This window comes from Paenibacillus cellulositrophicus, from assembly GCF_009363095.1.
Taxonomy (GTDB): Bacteria; Bacillota; Bacilli; order Paenibacillales; family Paenibacillaceae; genus Paenibacillus_AQ; species Paenibacillus_AQ favisporus.
In genome coordinates, this window is sequence record NZ_CP045295.1 from 40,793 (window position 1) to 63,732 (window position 22,940).

Consider the following 22,940-nt stretch of genomic DNA (forward strand, 5'->3'; position numbering starts at 1 on the left):
ATTTGAAGGGACCTGTGCTAACGGTCGACACTGCTTGCTCATCCGGACTTGCCGCCGCACATCAAGCTTGCCTTAGCCTCCGCAGCGGCGAATGCGATACCGCTATTGCTGCAGGCGTGAATTTGATGCTTACTCCCGCTCCATACTTGGCGATGAGCAAGGCCGGTATGCTCTCCAAAGACGGGAAATGCTTGACGTTCGATAAGCGGGCGAACGGCTTGGTTCCCGGAGAGGCGGTTGCCGTTGTCGTACTGAAAAGGCTCTCCAAGGCGGAAGAGGATGGAGACCCGATCCTGGGTGTCATCCGCGGCAGCGGAATCAATTACGACGGCAGAACCAACGGAATTACTGCACCGAGCGCGGTTGCGCAGACGGAACTGATCCAGTCGGTGTACGATCAGGCCGGGATTCATCCGGAGCATATCGAATGTATCGTCTCGCACGGGACAGGAACCAAATTGGGGGATCCGGTTGAGGTAGGCGCGTTGCAGGAAGCATTTAGACGTTACACGGATCAAAAAGGCTTCTGTGCCATCTCATCCAACAAGCCTCATTTTGGACACACGTTTGCCGCTTCCGGACTGGTCAACCTGATTCATTTGGTTCAGGCGTTCCGTCATGAGCTGATTCCTGGCAGCACACATTTGGAGCAGGGTAATGATTTTATACAGTGGGAAAACAGTCCCGTATATGTCAGCAGGGAGAGTGTCCCCTGGCCGGAAACGGAATCCGGACGCTTGGGTGCGGTAAGCGCCTTCGGCATGAGCGGCACGAATGTTCACATGGTTGTTCAGAGCTACGCTTCATGCCCTGAGCCCGAAACAGGAGTGGAACCCTCCCATTTCCTGTTCGCCCTTTCCGCCAAAACGAAAGAAGCGCTGGAAACCAAAGCCCGTGAATTGGCGGAATGGCTGCAAAAGGACTCCTTTACCGAACAGAATCTTGTAAACGTATGCTATACGCTGCTGACGGGAAGGCAGCACTTCCAGCACAGAATGGCGGTGGTGGCCAGAAATGTGCAGGAAGCCATTTTCCTATTGGCAGGATCCGGCGGAAGAGACAAACAGGCGAACCGTTTTACGGGAAAAGTACCTGTTGATTTTGTCGGACAAAGCATGATCGGTCAATATGCATCCGACTTAACCCGCAGAGCTGCGGAACAGGAAGAACCAGCGGATACATATAAGGAAATCCTATTGGTCTTGGCGGATCTCTACTGCCAGGGATATTCCGTTGATGGGACTACCCTTTATACCGGTTGCTTTCCGCGCCGAATCGAACTGCCGTCCTATCCATTCCAGAGGGAACAATATTGGGCCGTCCATCAGAAATCGATGCCAACAACCCAAGAGCAAGGTTGGCTAAGCGTGCAGCCGCAAAGCATGACCCCTCAAACGGAATCGATTGGAGGAGCTCATGAGATTGCCGAGTCGGGATATCGTTCGTCCCCGCTTCCTGAGGAAAGCGAGGTGCTGATGTCGTTCGAGGAGGTTTGGGCCCGGGAGGATCTTCCACATGACGGTTCATTATCTTGGAAGCCGCGTACGCTGCTCTGTTTCCTGAATGAAGATGAGCATAAACAGCAGCTATTAGCGATGGTCCGTGAACGGAGCCCAGAGACCCGCATCATGTTTATTTCCCGCCACACCCCGGATACCGGGCTGTCAGTGGACGAACATACCTTAACTGTCACCGATCCGAAAGCGTATGCGGATGCGCTAGCCAATGTTAAAGAGCGATTCCCAGAAGTGGACTCCGTTCTGTACATGTGGGCAATGGAAAATCCGGCGTTGTCCTGCGATTATGTATCGATTGTTCATATCATTCAAGCCATGGCCTCAGCCCGCCTGAAACCGAAACAGCTGCTTCTTGCGGGGCGCTATTCCAATCCGCTGGAACGCTGCCACTTGGAATCATGGATTGGATTCGAGCGCTCGCTTGGGCAGGTCATGCAGGGCATACAGGTAACCACCGCAATATTCGCTGCGGATTCCGGCCGTGAAGAAAGACCACAGGCTTGGTTCCCACACATCTGGGATGAGCTTGGAGCCGAACTCGGGCAAAGCGTCCTGTACGAGGGGGACGACCGCCGCGTCTGCCGGGTCCACCCGGTGGCGGATCAGGAACTAAGTACCGATGAACGAAGCGTCAGCAGCTGGATCCGGGAGGGCGGCACGTACTTGATTACCGGCGGCTGCGGAGGGCTCGGATTACAGTTCGCGAAGCATGCGGCAGCTAGGCATGCCGTGAACCTGATTTTGACCGGCAGATCCACGCTGGAACCGGCTAAGCAGTCGGAGATTGACGCTTTGGAGGCGCTAGGTTGCAATGTTTATTATTTGCAAGCAGACCTTTGCGATATCGAGGCTATGCGAAACGGATTAGATGAGGCGCGGCGCCGTTTTGGAAAAATAAACGGGGTCCTTCATGCGGCAGGCATCTCTGACGGCAGAAACATTTTGCAGAAAGACGCGGAAGCGTTTTTGCAAGTGCTCGCGCCCAAAATTTCCGGCACCCTGATTCTGGATGAGCTTCTGCAGTCCGATCCGCCCGAATTCGTTTGTTATTTTGGTTCTTCATCATCCGTGCTGGGCGATTTCGGCGCCTGCGACTATGCGGTGGGCAACCGTTTTGAAATGGCCTATGCGCAGCATCGGGCTGATTCGGTAATCGGGAAAACACGAATCATCAATTGGCCGTTATGGAAAGAGGGCGGCATGGGCTTCCACGATCCAGACAGCACAGATATGTATTTGCGAACCAGCGGGCTGCGTTTGCTCGAGACGGGAGAAGGATTGGATGCTTTTGACCGCATTCTCGCGTCGAAACAAACGCAGGTGCTGCTACTCCCGGGCCGTCCAAGCCGCGTACGCCGTTTTCTGGGCATTTCCGGGTCAGAGGCAGATCGGATACAGGAAACTCAAACGGCATTCAATGCAACCGTTCAGGTACTTCCGGACTCCCCGGGAGGAAAAGGACGCAAAAAAGAAATGAAAGGGTGGAGCATCGAGCAGTGTCTGGAGTGGGACATAAAGGAGAGGATCGTCGAACAGCTTCACATTCCGGCCCATCATCTCGATTCCGATGAAAACTGGGCTGATTTCGGCTTTGATTCCATCCATCTGGCCCAATTTGCCACTCGGCTCAGCGAATATTACGGTCTCGACATTTCGCCGTCGATATTTTTCGGACAGTCGACGATTGCTAAACTGACAGGCTATTTCATGGATGAATATGAAAAACCCATGCTGTCCTTCTATGCGGAAGGGCTGGACAGCGCGGCAGAAGCAGCCAAAGCGAATGAGGAACAGATTCTGCTTGTCTCCGGAATACGGGAGCCAGCCGAGGATTCGAGCAGTCGCCCAGCTGCGCCTCCAAGCCCAATACAAGCTCCGGCAGCCGGTCAAGCCGAGATTACCCGACCTCGTGTGTCGGAACTCTCGCATTCGGTGTCGGAAGCCGCAGGTGACCGAACGGAGCCTGTCGCCATCATTGGAATGAGCGGACGATTCCCTGGAGCCAGAACGATCGATGAGATGTGGACCATTTTGTCGGAAGGAAAATCGGCCGTTTCGGAGGTGCCTCTGGACCGCTTTGACTGGCAGCATCATACCCGCGAGGCCGAAGCAGCCGGAGACAAGGTATTCTGCCGGTGGTCCGGAACGATTCCCGGTGTCGGCGAATTCGACCCCTTGTTCTTTGAGATCTCCCCCAAGGAAGCGGAATGGATCGATCCGCGCCAGCGTCTGCTGCTGCAGGAAGCCTGGCGGGCGCTGGAGGATGCCGGATATGGAGAACAACGGCTCAAGTCAAGCACGATCGGCATGTTCGTCGGCGTTGAGGAAGGCGACTATCATTTGTTGACTAAAGAGCAGGGCAGCATCACTTCCAATCACAATGCGATCCTGGCAGCAAGATTATCCTACGTACTCAATCTGTCGGGGCCGAATATGGCGATTAACACCGCATGCTCTTCCGGGCTGGTGGCTGTGCATCAAGCCTGCATGAGCCTGCGAAACGGAGAATGCGACACAGCCGTCGCCGCTAGCGTCAACCTAATGCTTACACCTGATGCCTACGATGGCATCAGCCATGCGGGCATCCTGTCGGAGGACGGAACATGCTACGCCTTTGATCAGCGGGCCAACGGAACGGTTCCGGGCGAAGCGGTTGCGGTCATCGTACTGAAACGCTTGTCGAAAGCAGTGGCCGATCGGGACCCGATCTATGCGGTGATCCGCGGAAGCGGCGTCAATTATGACGGAAAGACCAACGGCATCACGGCACCGAGCGAAACGGCACAAGCGCGCTTGATTCGTGACGTCTACCGGCAATATCACATTGACCCGGAACGGATCGAGTATATCGTCACGCACGGCACCGGAACCAAGCTTGGCGACCCGGTCGAAATCAACGCTTTGAATGAGGCGTTCCGGACCTTTACGGACAAACGGCGGTATTGTGCGGTAACGTCAGCCAAAACCAATTTCGGACATAGTTTTGCAGCCTCCGGCCTCGTCAGCCTGGTCAATCTGGTGATGGCCATGCGTCATGGCGTCATTCCAGCAAGCCTGAATTTCGAGCGTGAAAATGAGTATATCCGTTGGGACGACAGTCCGTTTTACGTCAATGGGGTCAGACGGACATGGGACGTATCCGGAGAGAGCACCCGGGTCGGTGCCGTCAGTGCCTTCGGCATGAGCGGGACCAATGCGCATATGGTGGTGGAAAGCTATCCGGATGCGGCAAACCGGGCGACAGCCGGAAATCCGCCATATTACCTGCTTCTATTGTCGGCCAAGACCAAGGAAGCCCTGAGGACTCGGGCGGAGGACTTGACCGAATACCTGGCTGCCGGGGATCGGTCCGATGAAGAACTTAAGGAGATCAGCTACACCCTGCTTCAAGGTCGGCAGCATTTTCAATACCGGTCGGCTGTCGTGATTCGAGACTTGTCGGATGCCCAAAACGTGCTGCAGCAGTCCCTTCTGGGTATGAACTCCCCTCATTATGTGGAGGGCAGGGTATCGCGCCAATTCACCGCCCAACGGGCATTGAACCAGTATGTCGATGAGCTGATGCGGCAAAGCCAAAGTCAACGGGAAGATGCGCAAACCTACCGGGACACGCTGCTCGCTCTGGCGGATTTGTACTGCCAAGGCTATTCCTTAGATGGAGATCGGTTGTTTGGCGAGGACCCGCCGGGCTTTGTCCATTTGCCAACCTACCCTTTTGCCCGCGAATATTATTGGGTGAAGGCGGTACAAGGCCAGGAGGATGCCGCGTCCGCAAACGTTATATCCATTCGGGAAAAGATGGATAAGGAGCTCTCCTCACGTGACGATAAGGAGCATACTCTGCCAAAGGATGGATTAATTTCGAATGACGTTAGACTCCGATCGGAACGGGATGGACAGATGCGTACCAACGGGCGCCATGATGAAACAACAGCGCTGGCGGCAGCGGCAGTCGGCCATTTAAGAACGATCGTGGCCGAGGTCACCGGCGTTCCCTACGATCGGCTGGAGGATGAGGCCTCCTTTGAGGAAATCGGTCTCGATTCCTTGATGATCACCGGATTGAACGCCAAAGTCGAACAGTGGATCGGAACGCTGGAGTCCACCTTGTTCTATCAATATAACAATATCCAGCAGCTCGCCGACTATTTGGCGGTTCATCACAAGGAGGCGGTGGAGTGCCTGCTTCCCGATGTCTCCGAGCCCTTACCAATCCATATTTCTGCTCCAAAAGATCGGAAATTGGCCAAGCCGGCTTCCCTTGTGGAGGAGACAGTCCCTGCACCATCTCACCGGGAAAGCCAAGATTCAGCGACTAAGAACGAGGCAAGTCCAGATGCCGGCGCCATATCTGGGCTAAACCTAAGCCCAAATGGAGGACAGAACGGAGCTGTCGATATCGCCATCGTCGGTTTGGCTGGTCGATATCCCCTGGCGGATACGTTGGATCAGTTTTGGTCGAATCTTTATGAAGGTAAAGACTGCATCGAAGAGATCCCTGCAAAGCGCTGGCCGCTAAAAGGCTTCTACGAGCCGGATCGGACCAAGGCGGTGGCAAACGGGCTGAGCTACAGCAAATGGGGCGGTTTCCTGGATCGGATCGAATACTTTGACCCGCTATTTTTCAACATCTCGCCTCGGGATGCCATGTACATGGATCCGCAGGAAAGGTTGTTCCTCGAGACGGCCTGGGCATGCGTGGAAGATGCCGGATATACCCGCGATTCGTTGAGACAGGACGGTTACGGGAACCAGATCGGAGTATTCGTGGGAGCAACGTTTAACAATTACCAGCTTTATATGGCTGATGCCGCGATCAAAGCCAATCAAGAGGAGTACATCGCAACGAGCCAAATGTTCTCGATCGCCAACAGAGTCTCCTACGTGATGAACTTTACCGGACCGAGCCTCGCGGTGGATACCGCCTGCTCCTCCTCCCTGTATGCCGTGCATCTGGCCTGCGAAAGCATCCGAAACGGCCAATCACGGATGGCCATTGCCGGTGGCGTGAATTTATCGATTCATCCCAGTAAATACGTGACACTCTGCCAGGGACAATTCAATGCATCGGATGGACGCTGCCGGGCATTTGCCGAGGGAGGGACCGGATATGTTCCGTCCGAAGCAGTTGGCGCCGTCCTGCTGAAACCGCTGGATGAAGCAATCCGGGATCATGACCAAATCTATGGGGTGATCAAAGGAACCGCTGTCAGTCATGCGGGCAAAACCAACGGATATACTGTTCCCAGCCCAGTTTCCCAATCCCAGGCGATCGACAAAGCGCTGGGACAGAGCGGAATTCATCCGCGAACCATTAGCTGCATCGAAGCCCACGGCACAGGAACGGCGCTCGGCGACCCTATCGAAGTGAAGGGACTGACCGACGTCTTCACCCGATATACCGATGCAAAAGGTTACTGTTCCATCTCGTCCGTAAAATCGAACATCGGGCATGCCGAAGCGGCCGCCGGAATTGCCCAATTAACCAAAGTGCTGCTTCAGATGAAGCACCGGACGCTGGTTCGCAATGTGATGCACGCCGGACTGAATCCCAACATCGATTTTGGTCGGACGCCTTTTACCGTACAGACGGCAACCGCTCCATGGGAGCGACCGGTCATTGACGGCAGGGAGTACCCGCGCAGATCCGGCATTTCTTCGTTCGGGGCGGGTGGTGCAAATGCGCACGTCATCGTGGAAGAATACACCACCGATCCGCAGGATCACCACAACGATAATGGCACTGTCAACCGAGTCTTGATTTTGTTGTCCGCCAAAAACGAGGACCGACTCAAGGCCCAAGCGGAGCGGCTGCTGTCCTCGATACGCCGCGGGCTGTGGTCCGATGAGCAGCTGCCGGACCTTGCTTACACCCTTCAAGTCGGGCGCGAGGCGATGGAGGAAAGGCTGGGCTTAATCGTACAGAGCCTCGAGGAGCTTGAGAAGAAGCTCGATGCTTTTATGGAAGGAAGAGGGCTCGGCAAAAACTACGTTCGGGGACAGGCTAAACGCAATAAAGAGATTGTGTCCGTCATTGAGGCAGACGCCGACTTTCAGGAGACAGTGCTCAAATGGATGGAACGGGATAAATACGATCAGCTATTGGGACTGTGGGTCAAAGGACTGAATGTGGATTGGAGCCTCCTTTACGGAGAACGTAAACCATTCCGCATCAGTCTGCCAACATATCCTTTTGCAGGTGAACCATACTGGGTTCCTGAGATTGAGAACTTATCCGCGCCTCGAGATGATCAGGCAGCATCTAGCGGTCCCCGGTCCGCTGTTCTTCATCCGCTATTGCACCGCAACACTTCGGACATATCGGGCGTCCGATTCAGTTCCACGTTCGATGGGACGGAATTCTTCCTGGCGGATCATGTGGTAAAGGGAAAACCGGTTCTTCCGGGCGTGGCTTATTTGGAGATGGCGATTCAAGCTGTGACACTAGCGATGCCGGAAGCTAGCGCTCAGCACAGACATCCCGATATCCGGTTGAAAAACGTGGTGTGGGCCCGGCCGATCGCGATAGAGGGAACGCCGGTGGAAGTCCATGTGGATCTGCTCCAAGATGAACACGGCGAGATTGCCTACGAAATTTATACCGTCCAACATCAAGCGGATGAGCAGGCGGAAATGACCCTGCACAGTCAGGGTTCTGCGACCGTCGGCAGCCGTGGTGAGCGTCCGGTGATCGACTTACAGAAGGCCCGGTCCCGCTGCCGTCCCGATCCGATCCCTTCCGAAGAGCTTTATGCGCTGTACGGCAGCATGGGGATTCAATACGGTCCGGCACATCAAGGGATTCGGGGGATATGGACGGGTGACGGGCAGGTCGTGGCAGAAATCGCGCTTCCTGACGCACAGGCGAGAACGGAAGCGGATTTCCTGCTTCATCCAAGCCTGCTCGATTCCGTGCTTCAGGCGACCCTCGGCTTCGTGATGGGGCCGGACCGGAAAGCGGGAGGAGAGACAAAACCCGGTCTTCCGTTTGCGCTGCAAGAACTGGAAGTCTATGGCCGCTGCCCCGAAGCGGTGTGGGCGGTGATCCGATTTAGCGAAGACCACAAGCCTAACAGCCCGGTTCAACGGGTGGATATTGATGTATGCGATGAGATCGGGACGGTCATGGTACGCATGAAAGGATTTTCCACCAGGTTGCTAGAGGCGGCCTCGGCCGTTAAAGGACCGGAAGACGATGCCGGAGTGCTGTTGTTTGAGCCCATTTATTCGGAGAGTCCAGCGCCACTGTACGGAGGGATGCCGTCCTATGCCAGCCGCTTCGTGTTCCTGTGCGATTTGGAAGAAGCCTCCGCTATCCGTATAAACTCCAAAGAGTCGGCATTACCTACCCGGTTTGTCGCACTGAACATGGCGACCGGAAACATGGCGGAGCGTTATGCTTCATATGTGGAAGCCGTGTTCACCGAGATCCGGAGCGTTTTACGGCAGAAACCGAAGGATCGGGTTCTCGTCCAGGTGGTAATGCCGACCCGCGAGGAGCACCGGTATCTCGCAGGACTTGGCGGTCTATTGAAAGCAGCGCAGTCGGAGAGCTCCAAGCTGGTGGGCCAAGTCATTGAGCTTGATCGCATCGATTCCGGCCTTATCAACCGATTGGACGAGTGTGCGAAATGTCCGGGCGATTCCCGAATCCGCTATGCGGACGGCAAACGCTGGACAGCAGGATGGAGCGAGCTTGCGGGCAAATCGGATATGCTAGCGTTGCCATGGAAAGATCATGGCGTATACTTGATCACCGGCGGCACAGGCGCCTTGGGATTGATGTTTGCCCGGGAAATCACAAGTCAGGTTCAATCGCCGACTTTGATCCTCACCGGCCGTTCGCCGCAATCCGCTGCTGTGGAGCGAGCGATGCGCGATCTAAGCGACGCCGGAGCCCAAGTGATATACAAACAGGCGGACGTGGCAGACCATGAGCAAACGGCGGACCTGCTCCGGTGGGCAGCGGAACGGCATGGAACGATTAACGGGATCATTCATGCGGCAGGCATCATCCGTGATAATTTGATCGTCAACAAAGAGGTCGACGAGCTGCAGGGCGTGCTATCAGCAAAAGTCGCAGGCCTTGTGAACTTGGACGAAGCCAGCCGTGACCTGCCGCTGGACGTTCTGATTGCGTTCTCCTCCGTGGCCGGAGCCACGGGCAATCCGGGGCAAGCCGATTACTCGGCAGCCAACGCTTTTATGGATGCCTATGCCGCCTACAGAAACCAATTGGCCCAAGCGGGACAGCGGCATGGACGCATGCTGTCGGTCAATTGGCCGCTGTGGAAGGAAGGCGGCATGTCCGTGGACGAGGACGTCGTAAAAATCATGCGTCAAACATTGGGCACCTGGCCGATGGAAACCGGGGATGGAATCCGTGCCCTATATCAGGGGCTGGCTGCGGGAGCGGATCAGGTTGTAGCCATGGCCGGGCTCGGTTCAAAAATCCGTGCCAGAATGCTGCCATCGAATCCGTTGCCTTCAGCAGTCCAAGTACAGGATGCCGATATGCCATCCAGGGAAACAGGTGCTGATACGTTGGAACAGATTTACACCGTGCTGCGGAAAAGTGTCTCCCATCTCCTCAAAGTCAAAGAGGAGGATATCGACGCCGATTCCGAGTTCAGCGATTACGGATTCGATTCCATTTCATTGACCCAATTGGCCAATCTGCTGAATGAAAAGTACCCGTTGGAGCTTACGCCAACGCTGTTCTTTGAGTACACGACGCTGGGCAGCTTTGCAGAATACTTGCTGGACCGTCATGCCGATGCATTTTCGGATCGCGCCGCTCCGGAAACCAGCCAATCTGCAGCTCATGTATCTTCAAACGTTCGTTTTGCTGATGACGAGGATTCAGAGGATGCACTGCCGAATGCGGCAGAGCACACGATCCCTGTTATGCAGCCAAGGGGCGGATATCCCAGGCGATCCCGTGCTCAATTGAGCAGAAAATCAGTTACAGATTCAGGACATGACGATTTAACCGGGCCTCCAGAACCCCCTGTTGTGATGGCGATCCCCGAGCCCGAACCGGTTGCGATTGTCGGTGTCAGTGGTGTCTTCCCGGGTGCTAAGAACATCCATGAATTTTGGAGAAATATTATAGACGGCAATAGCGCCATCAGCGAGATTCCTTCGGATCGGTGGGACTGGCGGGATTATGCTGGCGAATCCACGGCGGAAGGAACGGTAACCAGCCTGAAATGGGGAGGCTTCATCGATGGGGTCAAAGATTTTGATCCCTTGTTCTTCGGTATTTCGCCAAGGGAAGCGGAACTAATGGACCCACAGCAAAGGCTGTTGCTGATGGAAGCCTGGAAGGCTGTGGAAGATGCGGGCATCGCAGTGCAGCGGCTATCCGATCATAGTACGGGTGTCTTTGTTGCCGCCGGTCCAGGGGACTATATGAGCATGACGGGCATCGAACAAGGGAATCCGCAAGCCATGACTGGCGTCGTTCCTTCGCTGATTCCGAACCGGATTTCCTATGCGCTGAATCTGCACGGACCAAGCGAATATTATGAAACCGCATGTTCGTCCACGCTGGTAGCCCTCCATCGCGCCGTCCGCTCCATTCAGGGCGGGGAATGCGATCAGGCGATTGTGGGCGCCGTGAATCTGTTGATTTCACCCGATCCTTTCGTCGGATTTGAATCGATGGGATATTTAAGCTCCGAGGGACGGGCATCATCTTTTCAGCCGGATGCGAGCGGATTCGTACGCAGCGAAGGGGTCGGTGCCGTCATGCTGAAACCTCTGTCCCGTGCCATAGCGGACCGGCACGAAATTTACGCCGTTATTCGAGGGAACGGCATATCTCATGGCGGCAAAGGCATGTCTCTAACATCGCCCAATGCCCAAGGGATGAAGACGGCAATGAAGCAAGCTTTCCGCCAGTCCGGCATCGATCCGAGGACGGTTTCGTACATCGAAGCGCATGGGATTGCGTCTCCCATGGCAGACGGAGTCGAAATCCATTCCCTCAAAACAGGCTATCTCGAGATGGCGGAAGAAATCTCCTCCAAACCGTGGAATGATCCGTGCTATATCGGTTCGCTTAAGCCGTTAATCGGACACTGCGAGGTCGCTTCAGGAATGGCGTCTCTCATCAAAGTGCTCTGCGCTTTCCGGCATAAGGTGATACCTGGAATACACGGTTTTACGGAGCCGAGCGGCCAAATTTCCTTGAATGGCAGTCCGCTGCGGCTGACCTCGGAGCACTTGACTTGGTCCGCATTGACGGATGCGGAAGGGCGGGAGCTTCCACGGAGGGCCGCGTTGAACAGTTTCGGGATCGGAGGGGTGAACGGGCATATCCTTCTGGAGGAGTACACCTCTCAACATACGGAGGCGGCACAGGAACATCCATCAAACAGGAAGCACCTATTTGCTTTGTCTGCGCGAAACGGGGACCGCTTGAAAGCCTATGCCCGTCAGATGCTTGAGTATGTCGAGGGCATGGAGCGTCTGCCGCTCGCGGACATGGCGTTTACGCTTCAGCTGGGCAGAGAAGCCATGCATTCGCGCCTCGCCCTGATCGCCGGCACCCGTGAGGAACTGCTTGCCGGATTAAGTGCATTTTTGCAGGATGGAAAAATAACCGGATCAACAGTATCTTGTGCGGTTTCTATTGCCGTCGGCAGCGCAGAAAGCCCGCCAAAGGATGTTTCGGAGCAGGATGTAGCCGAATGGATAGCAGCTGCAAATATTCAGAAGCTTGCGGCTTCTTGGGTACAGGGCGTCAGGGTGCCATGGGAGCAGCTGTATCAAGGAAGCAAACAACGCCGAATCCCGCTGCCGACTTATCCATTTGAAACCAGAAGGTGCTGGCGCGAAGTCCCGATGAGCCGCCGGGACGCGGAGGGTACAGCCAAGATGAACAACCTGGCCTGGGAGGAGACGGAGGCAGCCGCTGCCGCCATACAGGCAGGCAAACGAATCACTGGAGTCGTAAGCGCCCTGCTTGGGATGGATCCTGAAGAAATGAATCCCGACCTTCCGCTGGATCAATATGGACTCGATTCGATTCTGTTCATGCAGCTGCTGCAGCGGCTGCAGCAGCACATCGATCCGGGAATCGACTTATCGAGCCTTCAGGAATGCCATACTCTTAAAGATTTGATTCGGATTGTCCCGCAATCCGTTGTCCAAACACAGCGGGACAATCCCATTGATGGTGATCAGCGGGTTACAGGCGAAGTCAGGACATGGCCAGCCTTTCCGGAGCTGATTTTGCTGAATGCAGGTTTGCGGACGCTGCGGCCGGTTTTCTGGTTTCACGGCGGCCTTGGCGGCGTAGAGATGTACCAGGATCTATCACGCCAGAGCGATCGACCATTCTATGGCATTCAGGCAAGAGGATGGATGTCTGAGCGGGCGCCGCTTCAGGGGGTGGCCGCTATGGCAGCCTATTATGTGCATATGATTCTCTCCGTGCAACCCGAGGGACCGTACGATCTGGGCGGCTACTCCCTTGGCGGCGTGTTGGCCTACGAAGTTGCGAGACAGCTTCAAGAGCTGGAGCACAAGGTAAATACCGTTGTCATGCTCGATTCCCCGTATGGCGAAGCTTTTCAGGAAGGGGAGATTTCCAGGCCGACAGCGGTGCTGCAGGCGGTCAATCTCGCCTTGGCTTCAAACCAATTTCAGCGTCCGGACACTTTTGCCGAAACCCTCATCCACAGGGACGAGCTGGAGCTTGCCTCCGACGAAGAAGGGCTCCTGCAGCAGCTTATACAACTAGGTTACGGGCGGGGTTTAACCAAAACGGAGCAGCAGATCCGCGCGATGATCGATGCAAATATCAAAATGCAGCACGCATACCAGTTTGACCGTTTCTCGGTGAAGCCGCTCAGTAATGCAGCGGAGATCACCTGTTATTATTTCCGTAATAAACGAGGCTTGATTTTCGGAGAGCTCGAACCGTACTTTTCCATTCACGAAGACACAACACCATTGGACCAAGCGGCTTATTGGGAAGAATGGGAGCGGCAGTTCCCCAACATTCACATGATTGATATCGATCCCTCCAATCATATGGTGCTGCTCTCGGAACCTCAGTCTTATGAGAAGATCTACGAGTTCTGCGCCCGGTTATACTCGAAGGAAGGTGTTTCGGAGGCATTTCTGAACGATTTTAAAAGAAGAACGGCAAACCCGATAAGCGGCTAAGTGCGCAACCCGGTCGTGAGGCTGTATGCTCCGCCATTCGACCGGGACCTGCGCTTCCGTTGAAGAACAGGAGAGGAGGGGAGCTCAACTGAGCTATGATGTTTATCCGCTGCGAACCGTTTCCCTGCCTTTTATTAATTACACGTATATCGTGGTGGATTCCCGCACACGCCAAGGCATGCTGGTTGATCCGGCTTGGGACATCCAAATCATTACAGGTAAACTGAAGGAGCTGCAAGTGAAAGTGCAAGGAATCCTGCTGACGCATTCCCATCAAGATCATGTTCATCTAGCATCAGAGTTAACGGAAATTTACGGTTGTGCCGTTTACATGTCCGCGATAGAGGTAGATGACTATGGGTTCAGATGCAAAAATTTGATAAAGGTGTATGATAGAGAGAGACTGCGCTTTGGAGAAACTACGGTGACGTGCATCTGGACGCCAGGGCACACCTCGGGAAGCATGTGCTACTTTCTGCGGGAATGCGTGTTCACTGGGGACACGCTTTTCATTGAAGGGTGCGGGGAATGTCAATTTAGAGGGAGCTCAGCAGAACAGATGTTTGACAGCATTCAAAAAATCAAAGCCAGTGTTACACCCGACATGCGCGTTTTTCCCGGCCATTCGTTCGGTGAACCTCCCGGTGCAAGCTTTTCCCACTTATATGACCGGAACATTTACGTTCAGCTGGAGTCCCGCAAGCACTTTGTCGACTTCCGTATGAGGCCAAACCAAAGCCAAGCGTACCATTTTCAATAATCTGGAGGTTACTTCACCATCATGGCAAAACCCGTCGTTTTCTTGTTTCCCGGTCAAGGCTCCCAATATTACCAGATGGGAATCGAACTTTACGAACGGCATTCCGGATTCCGGGCATGGATGGACCGGATGGACCGGTGGCTGTATCAGTCAGCGGGCAGGTCTGTCGTCTTGGAATTGTACGATAGCGTCCGTAAAACGGGCGAACCTCTGGATCATTTATCCTACAGTCATCCGGCCATCTTTATGGTGGAATATGCATTGGCGCAGGTGATGATAGAAAACGGGGTATATCCGGATATCGTGCTGGGGACGAGCTTAGGCGAGTTTGCATCCTGTGCCGTTGCCGGCGTTATCGATTGGGAAACGGCTTTGGAGCTTGTTGCCGCTCAAGCCGACGTGGTCCAGCAGACTTGCGAGCCGGGCGGCATGATCGCCATCGTAAGCGATCCCGCGATGTTCGAGCAAACCGTTGAGCTGCATGCGCACACCGAGCTGGCCGCTGTGAATTTTCATTCCCACTTCGTTGTATCCGGCACAGCGGAAGGCATCCGGCAGGCGGAAGCGTTCCTAACGCAAACCCGAATTGCCCATCAGGTGCTGCCTGTGCGGTACGGCTTTCACTCCGCATCAATCGACGCAGCGGAGACGGCGTATAAATCTTATTTGAAAGGGATCAAGTTTTACCGGCCGCAGGTGAAACTGATTTCCGGTCTATATGGGATGGGCATCACGTCGTTATCTTCAGACTATGTCTGGGATGCCGTTCGGCATCCGATCCGTTTTCTGGAAGCGATCCAGCGGCTGAGCCCTTCGGAGCATATCTGCGTAGATTTAGGGCCGTCCGGAACGCTCGCCAATTTCACAAAGCATCTGTGGAAAGCAGTATCCGGTTCAGGAGTGTACAGCGTGCTCAGTCCTTTTCAAAAGGATTTGGACCGGTTGGAATCGACGATACGCCGAATACAGCAAGAGTAGCGGTATTCTTGATCTAATCCCATTCCCACAAACTGGGGATGGGATTTTTTTATGGGAATAAGTGTGAATAGAGCAAACATGACGGTTACAGAATTGCAACAAACCGGATTGAAAACATCAATGTTAACGTAATATTTATTATGTTAACCTAAATTGGGTGATATAATTTTCTATTTATCACATTTATATTTAATATCATTAATAAAATTCTCATTTCCCTGCAATTCCCTCCAATTTATTCACTAGGGCTAACTCTGACCTTGACCTGGAGTCAGCTCCAGCGTTTACAATAAGGGGGAAAAGGGGTGATTTTCTATGTATAACATTCGGGAAGCTTCCACAATGACTGGATTTAGTCTGGACACATTACGTTATTATGAAAAAATGGGACTGATCCAACCAGCTTCGCGTGGAACGGGTGGTGTCAGGAGCTATAGCGATGCAAATGTCCACCAAATTTTATCGATCAAATGCTTAAAACAGAGCGGTTTGTCGCTGGAAGACATTAAGGATTTTATTGCCGACGGGCAGTGTTTCAGAAACAAGGAAGCTCTGGACGATGAAGAGATGAAGTTAATCCAAAGCCGGATGTCTATTCTAGCGGCTCAATTGGACCGGTTGGAGGAGCAGCGGCAGGCACTGGACCAAACGATCGCGGAAGCACGGACCAAATTGGACTATTACGAAAAGCTTATGCAATCTTAACGAGGAAAAAATGATTAATGTAATTCCAAACTCGTGGAGCCAGGACATCTTGAAAGAAAGTGTGCCTTGGTCATCCGCGCAATAAATGGTTAACATAATATATATTACGTAACCACTACCTTCATTGTGTCCCCGTAGAGATTCAATGTAATGCAAAAAAAGCTTGTTTGGTTCGTATTGGTGTTTGTGCTGGTGGTGGTGTTAGTGACTACATATCTTGATTGTGGTCTTTTTTGGCCTGGTTTCGCGCCACTTTGATCCGGTTTCCGCAAATCTTCATGGAGCACCATTTCCGTCGTCCCGAACGGTCAACATAGAGCAGGACGCATTCGGGATTGGAACACCGATGAAGAAACGCCAATTCACCGGCTTCCAGCAGCCGGAGCGCGTCCAGGGCGACCAGGGACAGGATCGCATCGATATCAGAGCCTCGCGGAACGGGAACGAGTCTTCCGTCGATGAAGTGATAGGACAATGGAGCGTTGGCAATGCACGCTTCCATGAGGTGGATCCATGAGCGGGTAACCTCTTGGCCGTCAGCCAGCCGCTCGTACATGTCTCTGACGACAATCCGAAATTCTTTAACTTTATTCAGCACTTCTTTCGTGATCTCCGATGATGCATGCTGAAGTGAAGGCAGACTTTCCTTCATATTTAATGCTTCAAGCCAAGCGGTTAGATCTTCCGGACGGATCAGTAAATCATGGCGGATGCCTCTGCGAACCAGCTCGGTATTGACCAAATCCAGTGAAGGATGACCAGAGAGCAGTGGAAACGAACCTGTATTATTTAGCGTCATGAAATTTCCTCCAACTGACATTCTTTTTAACTAACCTAATAATAATTAATTGACAGGTTAATGGAAAGTACCTATCACACTAACCATAACAACTGCACTTTTGTGGTTAGTTCATATCGTGAGGTGGAGTCCATGTCTAATATCATTAAACCCCCGTTTAACAATGAGTCGGCGCTTGCCAAGGTAAAAGCTGCCGAGAACGCCTGGAATACAAGAAATCCGGATCTGGTGGCGATGGCTTATTCTCCCGACTCGGAGTGGAGGAATCGCACCGAGTTTTTTAAGGGAAGGGAGGCCATCCGGGATTTTTTGAAACGAAAGTGGGCGAAAGAACTGGATTACAAGCTGATGAAAGAGCTGTGGTGTTACACAGACAATCGCATTTCGGTGCGTTTCGAGTATGAATGGCGGGACGCTGACACGGGACAGTGGATGAGAACGCATGGGAATGAGCATTGGGAGTTTGATGAAGAAGGGCTGATGCGAAGACGGGATATGAGCGGCAACGATTATCCGATCCAGGAATCGGACCGCAGGTACAGATAATTCTCGTTACAAGCAGCAAGGGCGCCAACCGAGTGGATGGACGCCCTTGCATAAGTATTCATGTCATTTATAAGTTAACGATTCAGCTCAGTAATATGAAGTGAAATCGAGTTTTCGTCAGAGCTTTCCAGTGCTTTTCTGTTCAGCAGCAGGTCTTGCAGGTAGGAAGATATTTTGGAGTCCAGTTCTGTGATAATGAGCGATTTCATGGTTTCAATGTCCTCATGTGCACAAAAGGTGTGGTTCGAAATCAGCCCGTTCGCGTATGCCTTGGTATCGTCTTGGATCACACCGAGCTTTTCTTTATACACTCTCTTGACGTTGGCATCTTCTGATTTAATTTCGTAATAACGCCCGGTTTCCTTCAGGAGCTTCCATTCCTTGACGCAAACGACAAGTTGATCCTTATGCACAATGCCGGACACCTTAAATAAACGGATCGAGTTATTCATGTAGTTAATTACTTCCTTCTTCCTGTATGATCATGATTTCATGCAGCCTCAGAATGGCCGCTATACATATTATCACTCCTTGATATTGGAAGCAAATGCTAATTATTGGCTTGCCATGTCAGGGAATGATTCGAAAAAAGCCGCCAGGCCTTTAGTGGAGGACCTTGCGGCAGGTTGGTATGCAGATGAAAAATATTTTAGACGGATCATGGAATCAACGATCCCTGGTGTAACGTCGGCGAGCTTAACAGCTCCATCCATTTTTTGATGGCTGTGATCAAGATAATGACGCCCAAGATCAGCATAATGATCGAAAGCACACCATTGAGAACGTTATATCCCGAGGCTTGCGGATTCAAGTACACATTGCGTACCATCCAATATCCTGCGTAGTTCACCGTGACGTATAGATACGCAAGCGGAATGATGCACGTCAGAGCGTAGATCGGCTTATCGGCGATTTTTAAAATAACGGTTGCTCCGATAATCAAGCCAATGGAAGCCATGAGCTGATTGGAGACGCCGAACAAGGCCCATACCGAGCTGATATCACCGGAAAAGAGCAAGTATCCCCACATGAAGCAGGCGAGTGCACTCGCAAAAATATTGCCGGGCAGCCAATCGGTCCGCTTCAGCGGCTTATAGAGCTCGCCGAAAAAGTCCTGGATCAGATAACGGGAAACGCGGGTCCCAGAATCGATCGCCGTCAGTATGAACACCGCCTCAAACATGATGACGAACTGGAAGAAAAACGGTGCCAGATGGCTGAACCACGGAATTTTTGTGAAAATATACGACATGCCGACCGCAAGCGTGACCGCTCCGCCGGTACGGCCTTCCAGATCCATTCCGATTTCCTTGCTGAGCTGCGGAAGGTTTTCCACATGCATCCCAAGCGTCTGGAACACGGCCGGGGCGGAATTGATGGCGAAATAGTCAGCTGGGTGCAGCGCTGTAGCGGCGATCAGCGCCATGATGCCGACCACGCATTCGACGAGCATCGCTCCGAAGCCGATAACCTTGATGTCGGTCCATTGATTGATCATTTTCGGCGTCGTTCCGGAGCCGACGAACGCATGAAAACCGGAAATGGCTCCGCAGGCGATCGTAATCGAAATAAAAGGCCAGACAGGACCAGCGATGACTGGCCCTCCGCCGCCGGCGAATTCGGTAAAAGCCGGAAAGCGGATCACCGGGTTAATGATAAACACACCGGCAATAAGGGCGACGAACACGCCGATTTTCATAAAGCTGCTCAGATAGTCCCGGGGAGCGAGCAAAAGCCATACCGGCAGCGCCGCTGCAAAGAAAGCGTAAATCGGCAAAATCACGGCCAGCGTCTTGGCATCCAACGTCAGCCATTGGGCGAAGGCCGTTTCCTGAATATAAGGACCGGCAAATACGCCGATCATAAGCAGAATAAATCCTGCGGTGGTCGCGGTCTTCAGCTTGCCGGTTTTTTTGTAGTACAGGCCGACGCCCATGGCAATAGGAATCGTAATGCCGACGGCAAAGGTACCCCAAGGATTGTTTTCGAGCGCATGGAGCACGACCATGGACAAGCCCGCCATCGTAATAATGATGATGAACAGCATGGCCAGACCCGTGCAAAAGCCGGCGATCGGTCCAAGCTCTTCCTTGGCAACTTCGGACAGCGACTTGCCTTGCTTGCGCATGGACGCGTACAGCACTACCGCGTCATGAACCGCACCGCCGATGACGGCTCCGATCAGCAGCCACAAGAGGCCGGGCAAGTAACCGAACTGGGCGGCCAGGATCGGCCCGACCAGCGGCCCCGCGGCGGCAATCGCGGCGAAGTGATGACCGAAGGTGACCCATTTGTTCGTCGGTACGTAGTCCTTGCCGTCTTCAAGGGTATGGGCCGGCGTAGGCGTGCTGTTGCTGAGCTTCAGCACCTTGGCGGCCATGAACGTCCCGTACAGGCGGTAGGCGATCATGAGAATACAGATGGATGCTATGACGATTGTAACCGCATTCATTTTTGGAGTTCCTCCTTTATTCACACCCAACTTGTAACGGGTGAAGAGATTTTATCCGTACTATACCTGATGAAAACCGATTCAAGGTGTTTTCAGGCCGAAATGTCGGGAGGAAAGGATGAACGGCCAAAAGAAGGCGGTGAATGGCAGACAGATGTATTCCGGGTGAGCCCTCACAAGGATAAGTCAGACATGAAAGGGACTGCCGGCCATCTGCCGCCGGTAAAGGAATGACCTCAGAAAGACGGTAGATTGTTGACCCAAAACTACAATCCGAGCAGCTGCTTCAGTTCCTTGGTGAAGGATCGGCTGACGGGAACCTTGGATTCGTCTTTCATGACGAGAATACAGGCGGAGTTGAACCACGGCTGAATTTCGGTGACCGCGTTCAAGTTCGCCAGGTACGACCGGTGCACCCGGACGACGGAAGTTCCGGCCAGCCGGCGCTCTAGATTGACCAGCGGCTCATTCAGCTTGTACCGGTCGCCTGTTGTGACCAGCTCGCTCTTGCCGTCCTCTGATCCCAGGTAGACGATGTTGTCGATATCAATAAGCAGTATCCGCTCTTCCGCGCTGACCGCCAGCTTGCCTGTACGATCGGGTCCCAGCGGGGGAGAAGGGGCTGCCCTTTTCTCGCGGGCGGAGCGGAGCTTCATGACTTTGTCGACTGTTTTCCGCACCCGCTTTTCCTCGAACGGCTTCAAAATATAGTCCAAGGCGTTGACTTCAAACGCCTGCAGTGCATACTCATCGTAAGCCGTGGCAAAGACGATATCGGGGACTTGCTCCAGAACCGAGAGCTGCTTGGCAAGCTCCAGGCCGTTATCCTCAGCCAGCTGGATGTCAAGAAACACGACGTCCGGCGCCATCTCCGCAATCGATTGCAGCGCCGTCTCCAGCGAATCGGCCTCTCCGACAATATGAACCTGTCTGGTACGCCCGAGCAGATAAGCCAGTTCGTCCCGGGCGAGCGGCTCATCGTCGACAATGTATCCTTTAAGCATGCATTTCCCTCCTGCGTGCAAGATGCAAAGGCAGCGTAATCACGACTCGGGTTCCAGGGGTACGGGCATCGCTTTCGATATGGAACGAGCCCTCGCTGCCGTAGATCTCCGTGATCCGCTTACGGATATTATGCAGCGCCGTGCCTGTACCGTCTTCCGAATGAACGGCCTGCTCACCAAGCCGGTCCAACAGCTCCGGCGAGATTCCTTTGCCGTTATCTGCCGTGACAATCATGACTTCATGGCCTTTCTGGCTCGCGGCAATACATACGCTCCCTTTATGGTGGGGACCGAGTCCATGGAAGGCATGGCGCACGGCATTTTCGACCAAGGGCTGCAGCGTAAACGGCGGTATCTCCAAATTCGCAAGTTCCGGTTCGATATCGAATGTCATCTCAAATTTATCAGGGAAGCGCGCCTTCTCCAACGTCAAGTAGGCTTCCACATGCCTCAGCTCCTGGCTGAGCGGGATCAGGATCTGCCGTGCGCCATGAAGGTTGCTGCGGAAAAAGACTCCGAGCTGAATGAGCAGCTCCCGTGCTTTGTCCGGATCGGTCCGGCACAGCGCTGAAATTGTATTGATCGCGTTAAACAGAAAATGGGGATGCACCTGCGCCTGAAGTGCTTTGACTTCGGCATCCCTCAGCAGCCTGCTCTGCATCTCCGCCTCGGCCAGCTCAAGCTGCGTGGAGAACAAGCGGCCGAGGCCTTCCGCCATTTCCCGCTGAACACGGTCCAGCCGGTCCGGGTTCGTATAATAAAGCTTCAGCGTCCCGACAGTGGCGCTCCGAACCTGCAGCGGAAGCACGATCGCAGCCTGCAGGCTGCAGCCATCATGGAAGCATTGTATGTCTTCCTTCGATGTCGCAACAGACATTCGTCCCTGTTCCAGTACAGACCGGGTAAGCTGTGTCGCCAGGCTGTGGAGCGGGACATGATGGTCCGAGCCGGCACCTACATGCGTAAGCACCTGCTCCCGATCCGTGATCGAGATCGCATCCGCATCAGTGGCCTCCAGAATGACGCTTGCCGCTTCCCGGCACGATGCCGGGTTCAGGCCCTGACGGAAAAAGGGCAGCGTCCGGTCGGCAATATGAAGCACCTGGTTGGTCTGCAGAGCGCGAGTCCGCTCCTCCTCCTGCAGGATAGACTGAATGATCAGCATAAACATCAGGGTGCCAAATCCGTTCATGACGATCATCGGCAGGGCGATGACCGAAACCAACTGAACTGCGGCGTCGAAAGGGCGGGCTACTAGCAAAATAATCCCCATCTGTATGCATTCCATCAGGATTCCGATGGCAACCGCACGCCATGGCGCGCCGGGATCGGACCTCCGGAACCGCCTGCCGATCCAGCCGGTGACCAAACCTGCGAGTATGGTAGATATAGAGCAGGCGGCAGCCGTATATCCGCCAAGCGTCAGCCGATGGAGACCGGCGATCAGCCCGGCCCCAAGTCCGACCAGCGGTCCGCCAAGCAAACCGCCGATGGCCACGCCCATAATCCGCGTATTGGCCAGTGCACTGTCAACCTGCACGCCGGCCTGCCAGATTTCGGAGCCGATGGCACCTCCATGAATTTCTACACCGGTATAGTTACTGATCATGCCGAACACGCCAAAAATGACGATCAGCAGCAGCTTCGCGGGAAGCCGATCCTCATGATGCAGCGTCTGGCGGAACGACGTCATCCTGGACAGCAGAAAGGCGACGATAATCAGGATGCCGACTCTTTCCAGCATAAGAGGCAATAAATAGAACATGTCAGCATCATCCTCCGCAATCGTTCGTTGTTCGTTGATTTACCCGCGGAGCTAGTATAATCGGAAATTGCAGCGTTTTCAATCAGTGCTGTTTCGACAGATTGCCTCAATCATTTAACGGCATGAACGACATAGAGGGACATCAGCGGATGTCGAACCTATGAACATTTTGCGATTACCCAAGAAATAATTTGATCGTTCGGAGCGCGGATTACCCGTTTGGGTAGAGCTTCA

Annotated in this window: 10 protein-coding genes (1 of these 10 cut by a window edge); 5 read left to right on the forward strand and 5 right to left on the reverse strand. The window is 53.7% G+C overall.

Annotation, left to right across the window (positions count from 1 at the left end):
• From GCU45_RS00075 to GCU45_RS00090, 4 genes are all read left to right on the forward strand, one after another.
• Window positions 1-13,697, forward strand: the 3' portion of a protein-coding gene (locus tag GCU45_RS00075; RefSeq protein ID WP_152397565.1) for an SDR family NAD(P)-dependent oxidoreductase. Its footprint begins 4,606 nt before the window's first position; the window shows 13,697 of its 18,303 coding nt (coding positions 4,607-18,303); its start codon lies off the left edge, out of view; the stop codon is at window positions 13,695-13,697.
• Window positions 13,698-13,722: 25 nt separating this feature from the next.
• Window positions 13,723-14,457, forward strand: a complete 735-nt coding sequence (locus GCU45_RS00080; RefSeq protein ID WP_152397566.1) for an MBL fold metallo-hydrolase — start codon at window positions 13,723-13,725, stop codon at window positions 14,455-14,457.
• Between the two features lie 21 nt (window positions 14,458-14,478).
• Window positions 14,479-15,435, forward strand: coding sequence for an acyltransferase domain-containing protein (locus GCU45_RS00085; protein WP_152397567.1), 957 nt, complete (start codon window positions 14,479-14,481; stop codon window positions 15,433-15,435).
• Between the two features lie 315 nt (window positions 15,436-15,750).
• Window positions 15,751-16,140 carry a MerR family transcriptional regulator gene (locus GCU45_RS00090; RefSeq protein ID WP_105442876.1) on the forward strand — a complete coding sequence of 130 codons (390 nt, stop codon included), beginning with the start codon at window positions 15,751-15,753 and terminating at the stop codon, window positions 16,138-16,140.
• A 208-nt stretch (window positions 16,141-16,348) separates the two neighbouring features.
• Here the strand turns inward: GCU45_RS00090 and GCU45_RS00095 are convergent, their stop codons facing one another.
• Window positions 16,349-16,939: a CGNR zinc finger domain-containing protein gene (locus tag GCU45_RS00095; protein ID WP_152397568.1), complete on the reverse strand. Its 591-nt coding sequence runs from the start codon at window positions 16,937-16,939 to the stop codon at window positions 16,349-16,351.
• A 132-nt stretch (window positions 16,940-17,071) separates the two neighbouring features.
• On the opposite strand from GCU45_RS00095, the gene GCU45_RS00100 reads away from it, so the two are divergent.
• Window positions 17,072-17,485 carry a nuclear transport factor 2 family protein gene (locus GCU45_RS00100; RefSeq protein ID WP_152397569.1) on the forward strand — a complete coding sequence of 138 codons (414 nt, stop codon included), beginning with the start codon at window positions 17,072-17,074 and terminating at the stop codon, window positions 17,483-17,485.
• A gap of 74 nt (window positions 17,486-17,559) precedes the next feature.
• Here the strand turns inward: GCU45_RS00100 and GCU45_RS00105 are convergent, their stop codons facing one another.
• The 4 genes from GCU45_RS00105 to GCU45_RS00120 all read right to left on the reverse strand — a co-directional run bounded on the left by GCU45_RS00105 (window position 17,560) and on the right by GCU45_RS00120 (window position 22,706).
• Window positions 17,560-17,937 (reverse strand): hypothetical protein, encoded by a 378-nt coding sequence (locus GCU45_RS00105; RefSeq protein WP_116230386.1) that lies wholly within the window; start codon window positions 17,935-17,937, stop codon window positions 17,560-17,562.
• A 206-nt stretch (window positions 17,938-18,143) separates the two neighbouring features.
• Window positions 18,144-19,937: a carbon starvation protein CstA gene (cstA, locus tag GCU45_RS00110; RefSeq protein ID WP_152397570.1), complete on the reverse strand. Its 1,794-nt coding sequence runs from the start codon at window positions 19,935-19,937 to the stop codon at window positions 18,144-18,146.
• A 266-nt stretch (window positions 19,938-20,203) separates the two neighbouring features.
• Entirely contained in the window at window positions 20,204-20,941 is a 738-nt protein-coding gene (locus GCU45_RS00115; protein WP_152397571.1) for a LytR/AlgR family response regulator transcription factor, read from the reverse strand.
• On the reverse strand, window positions 20,934-22,706 hold the full coding sequence (locus GCU45_RS00120) for a sensor histidine kinase (RefSeq protein WP_152397572.1): 1,773 nt from the start codon (window positions 22,704-22,706) through the stop codon (window positions 20,934-20,936). Before GCU45_RS00120 ends, GCU45_RS00115 begins: the two co-directional genes overlap by 8 nt.
• Between the last annotated feature and the right edge of the window lie 234 nt (window positions 22,707-22,940).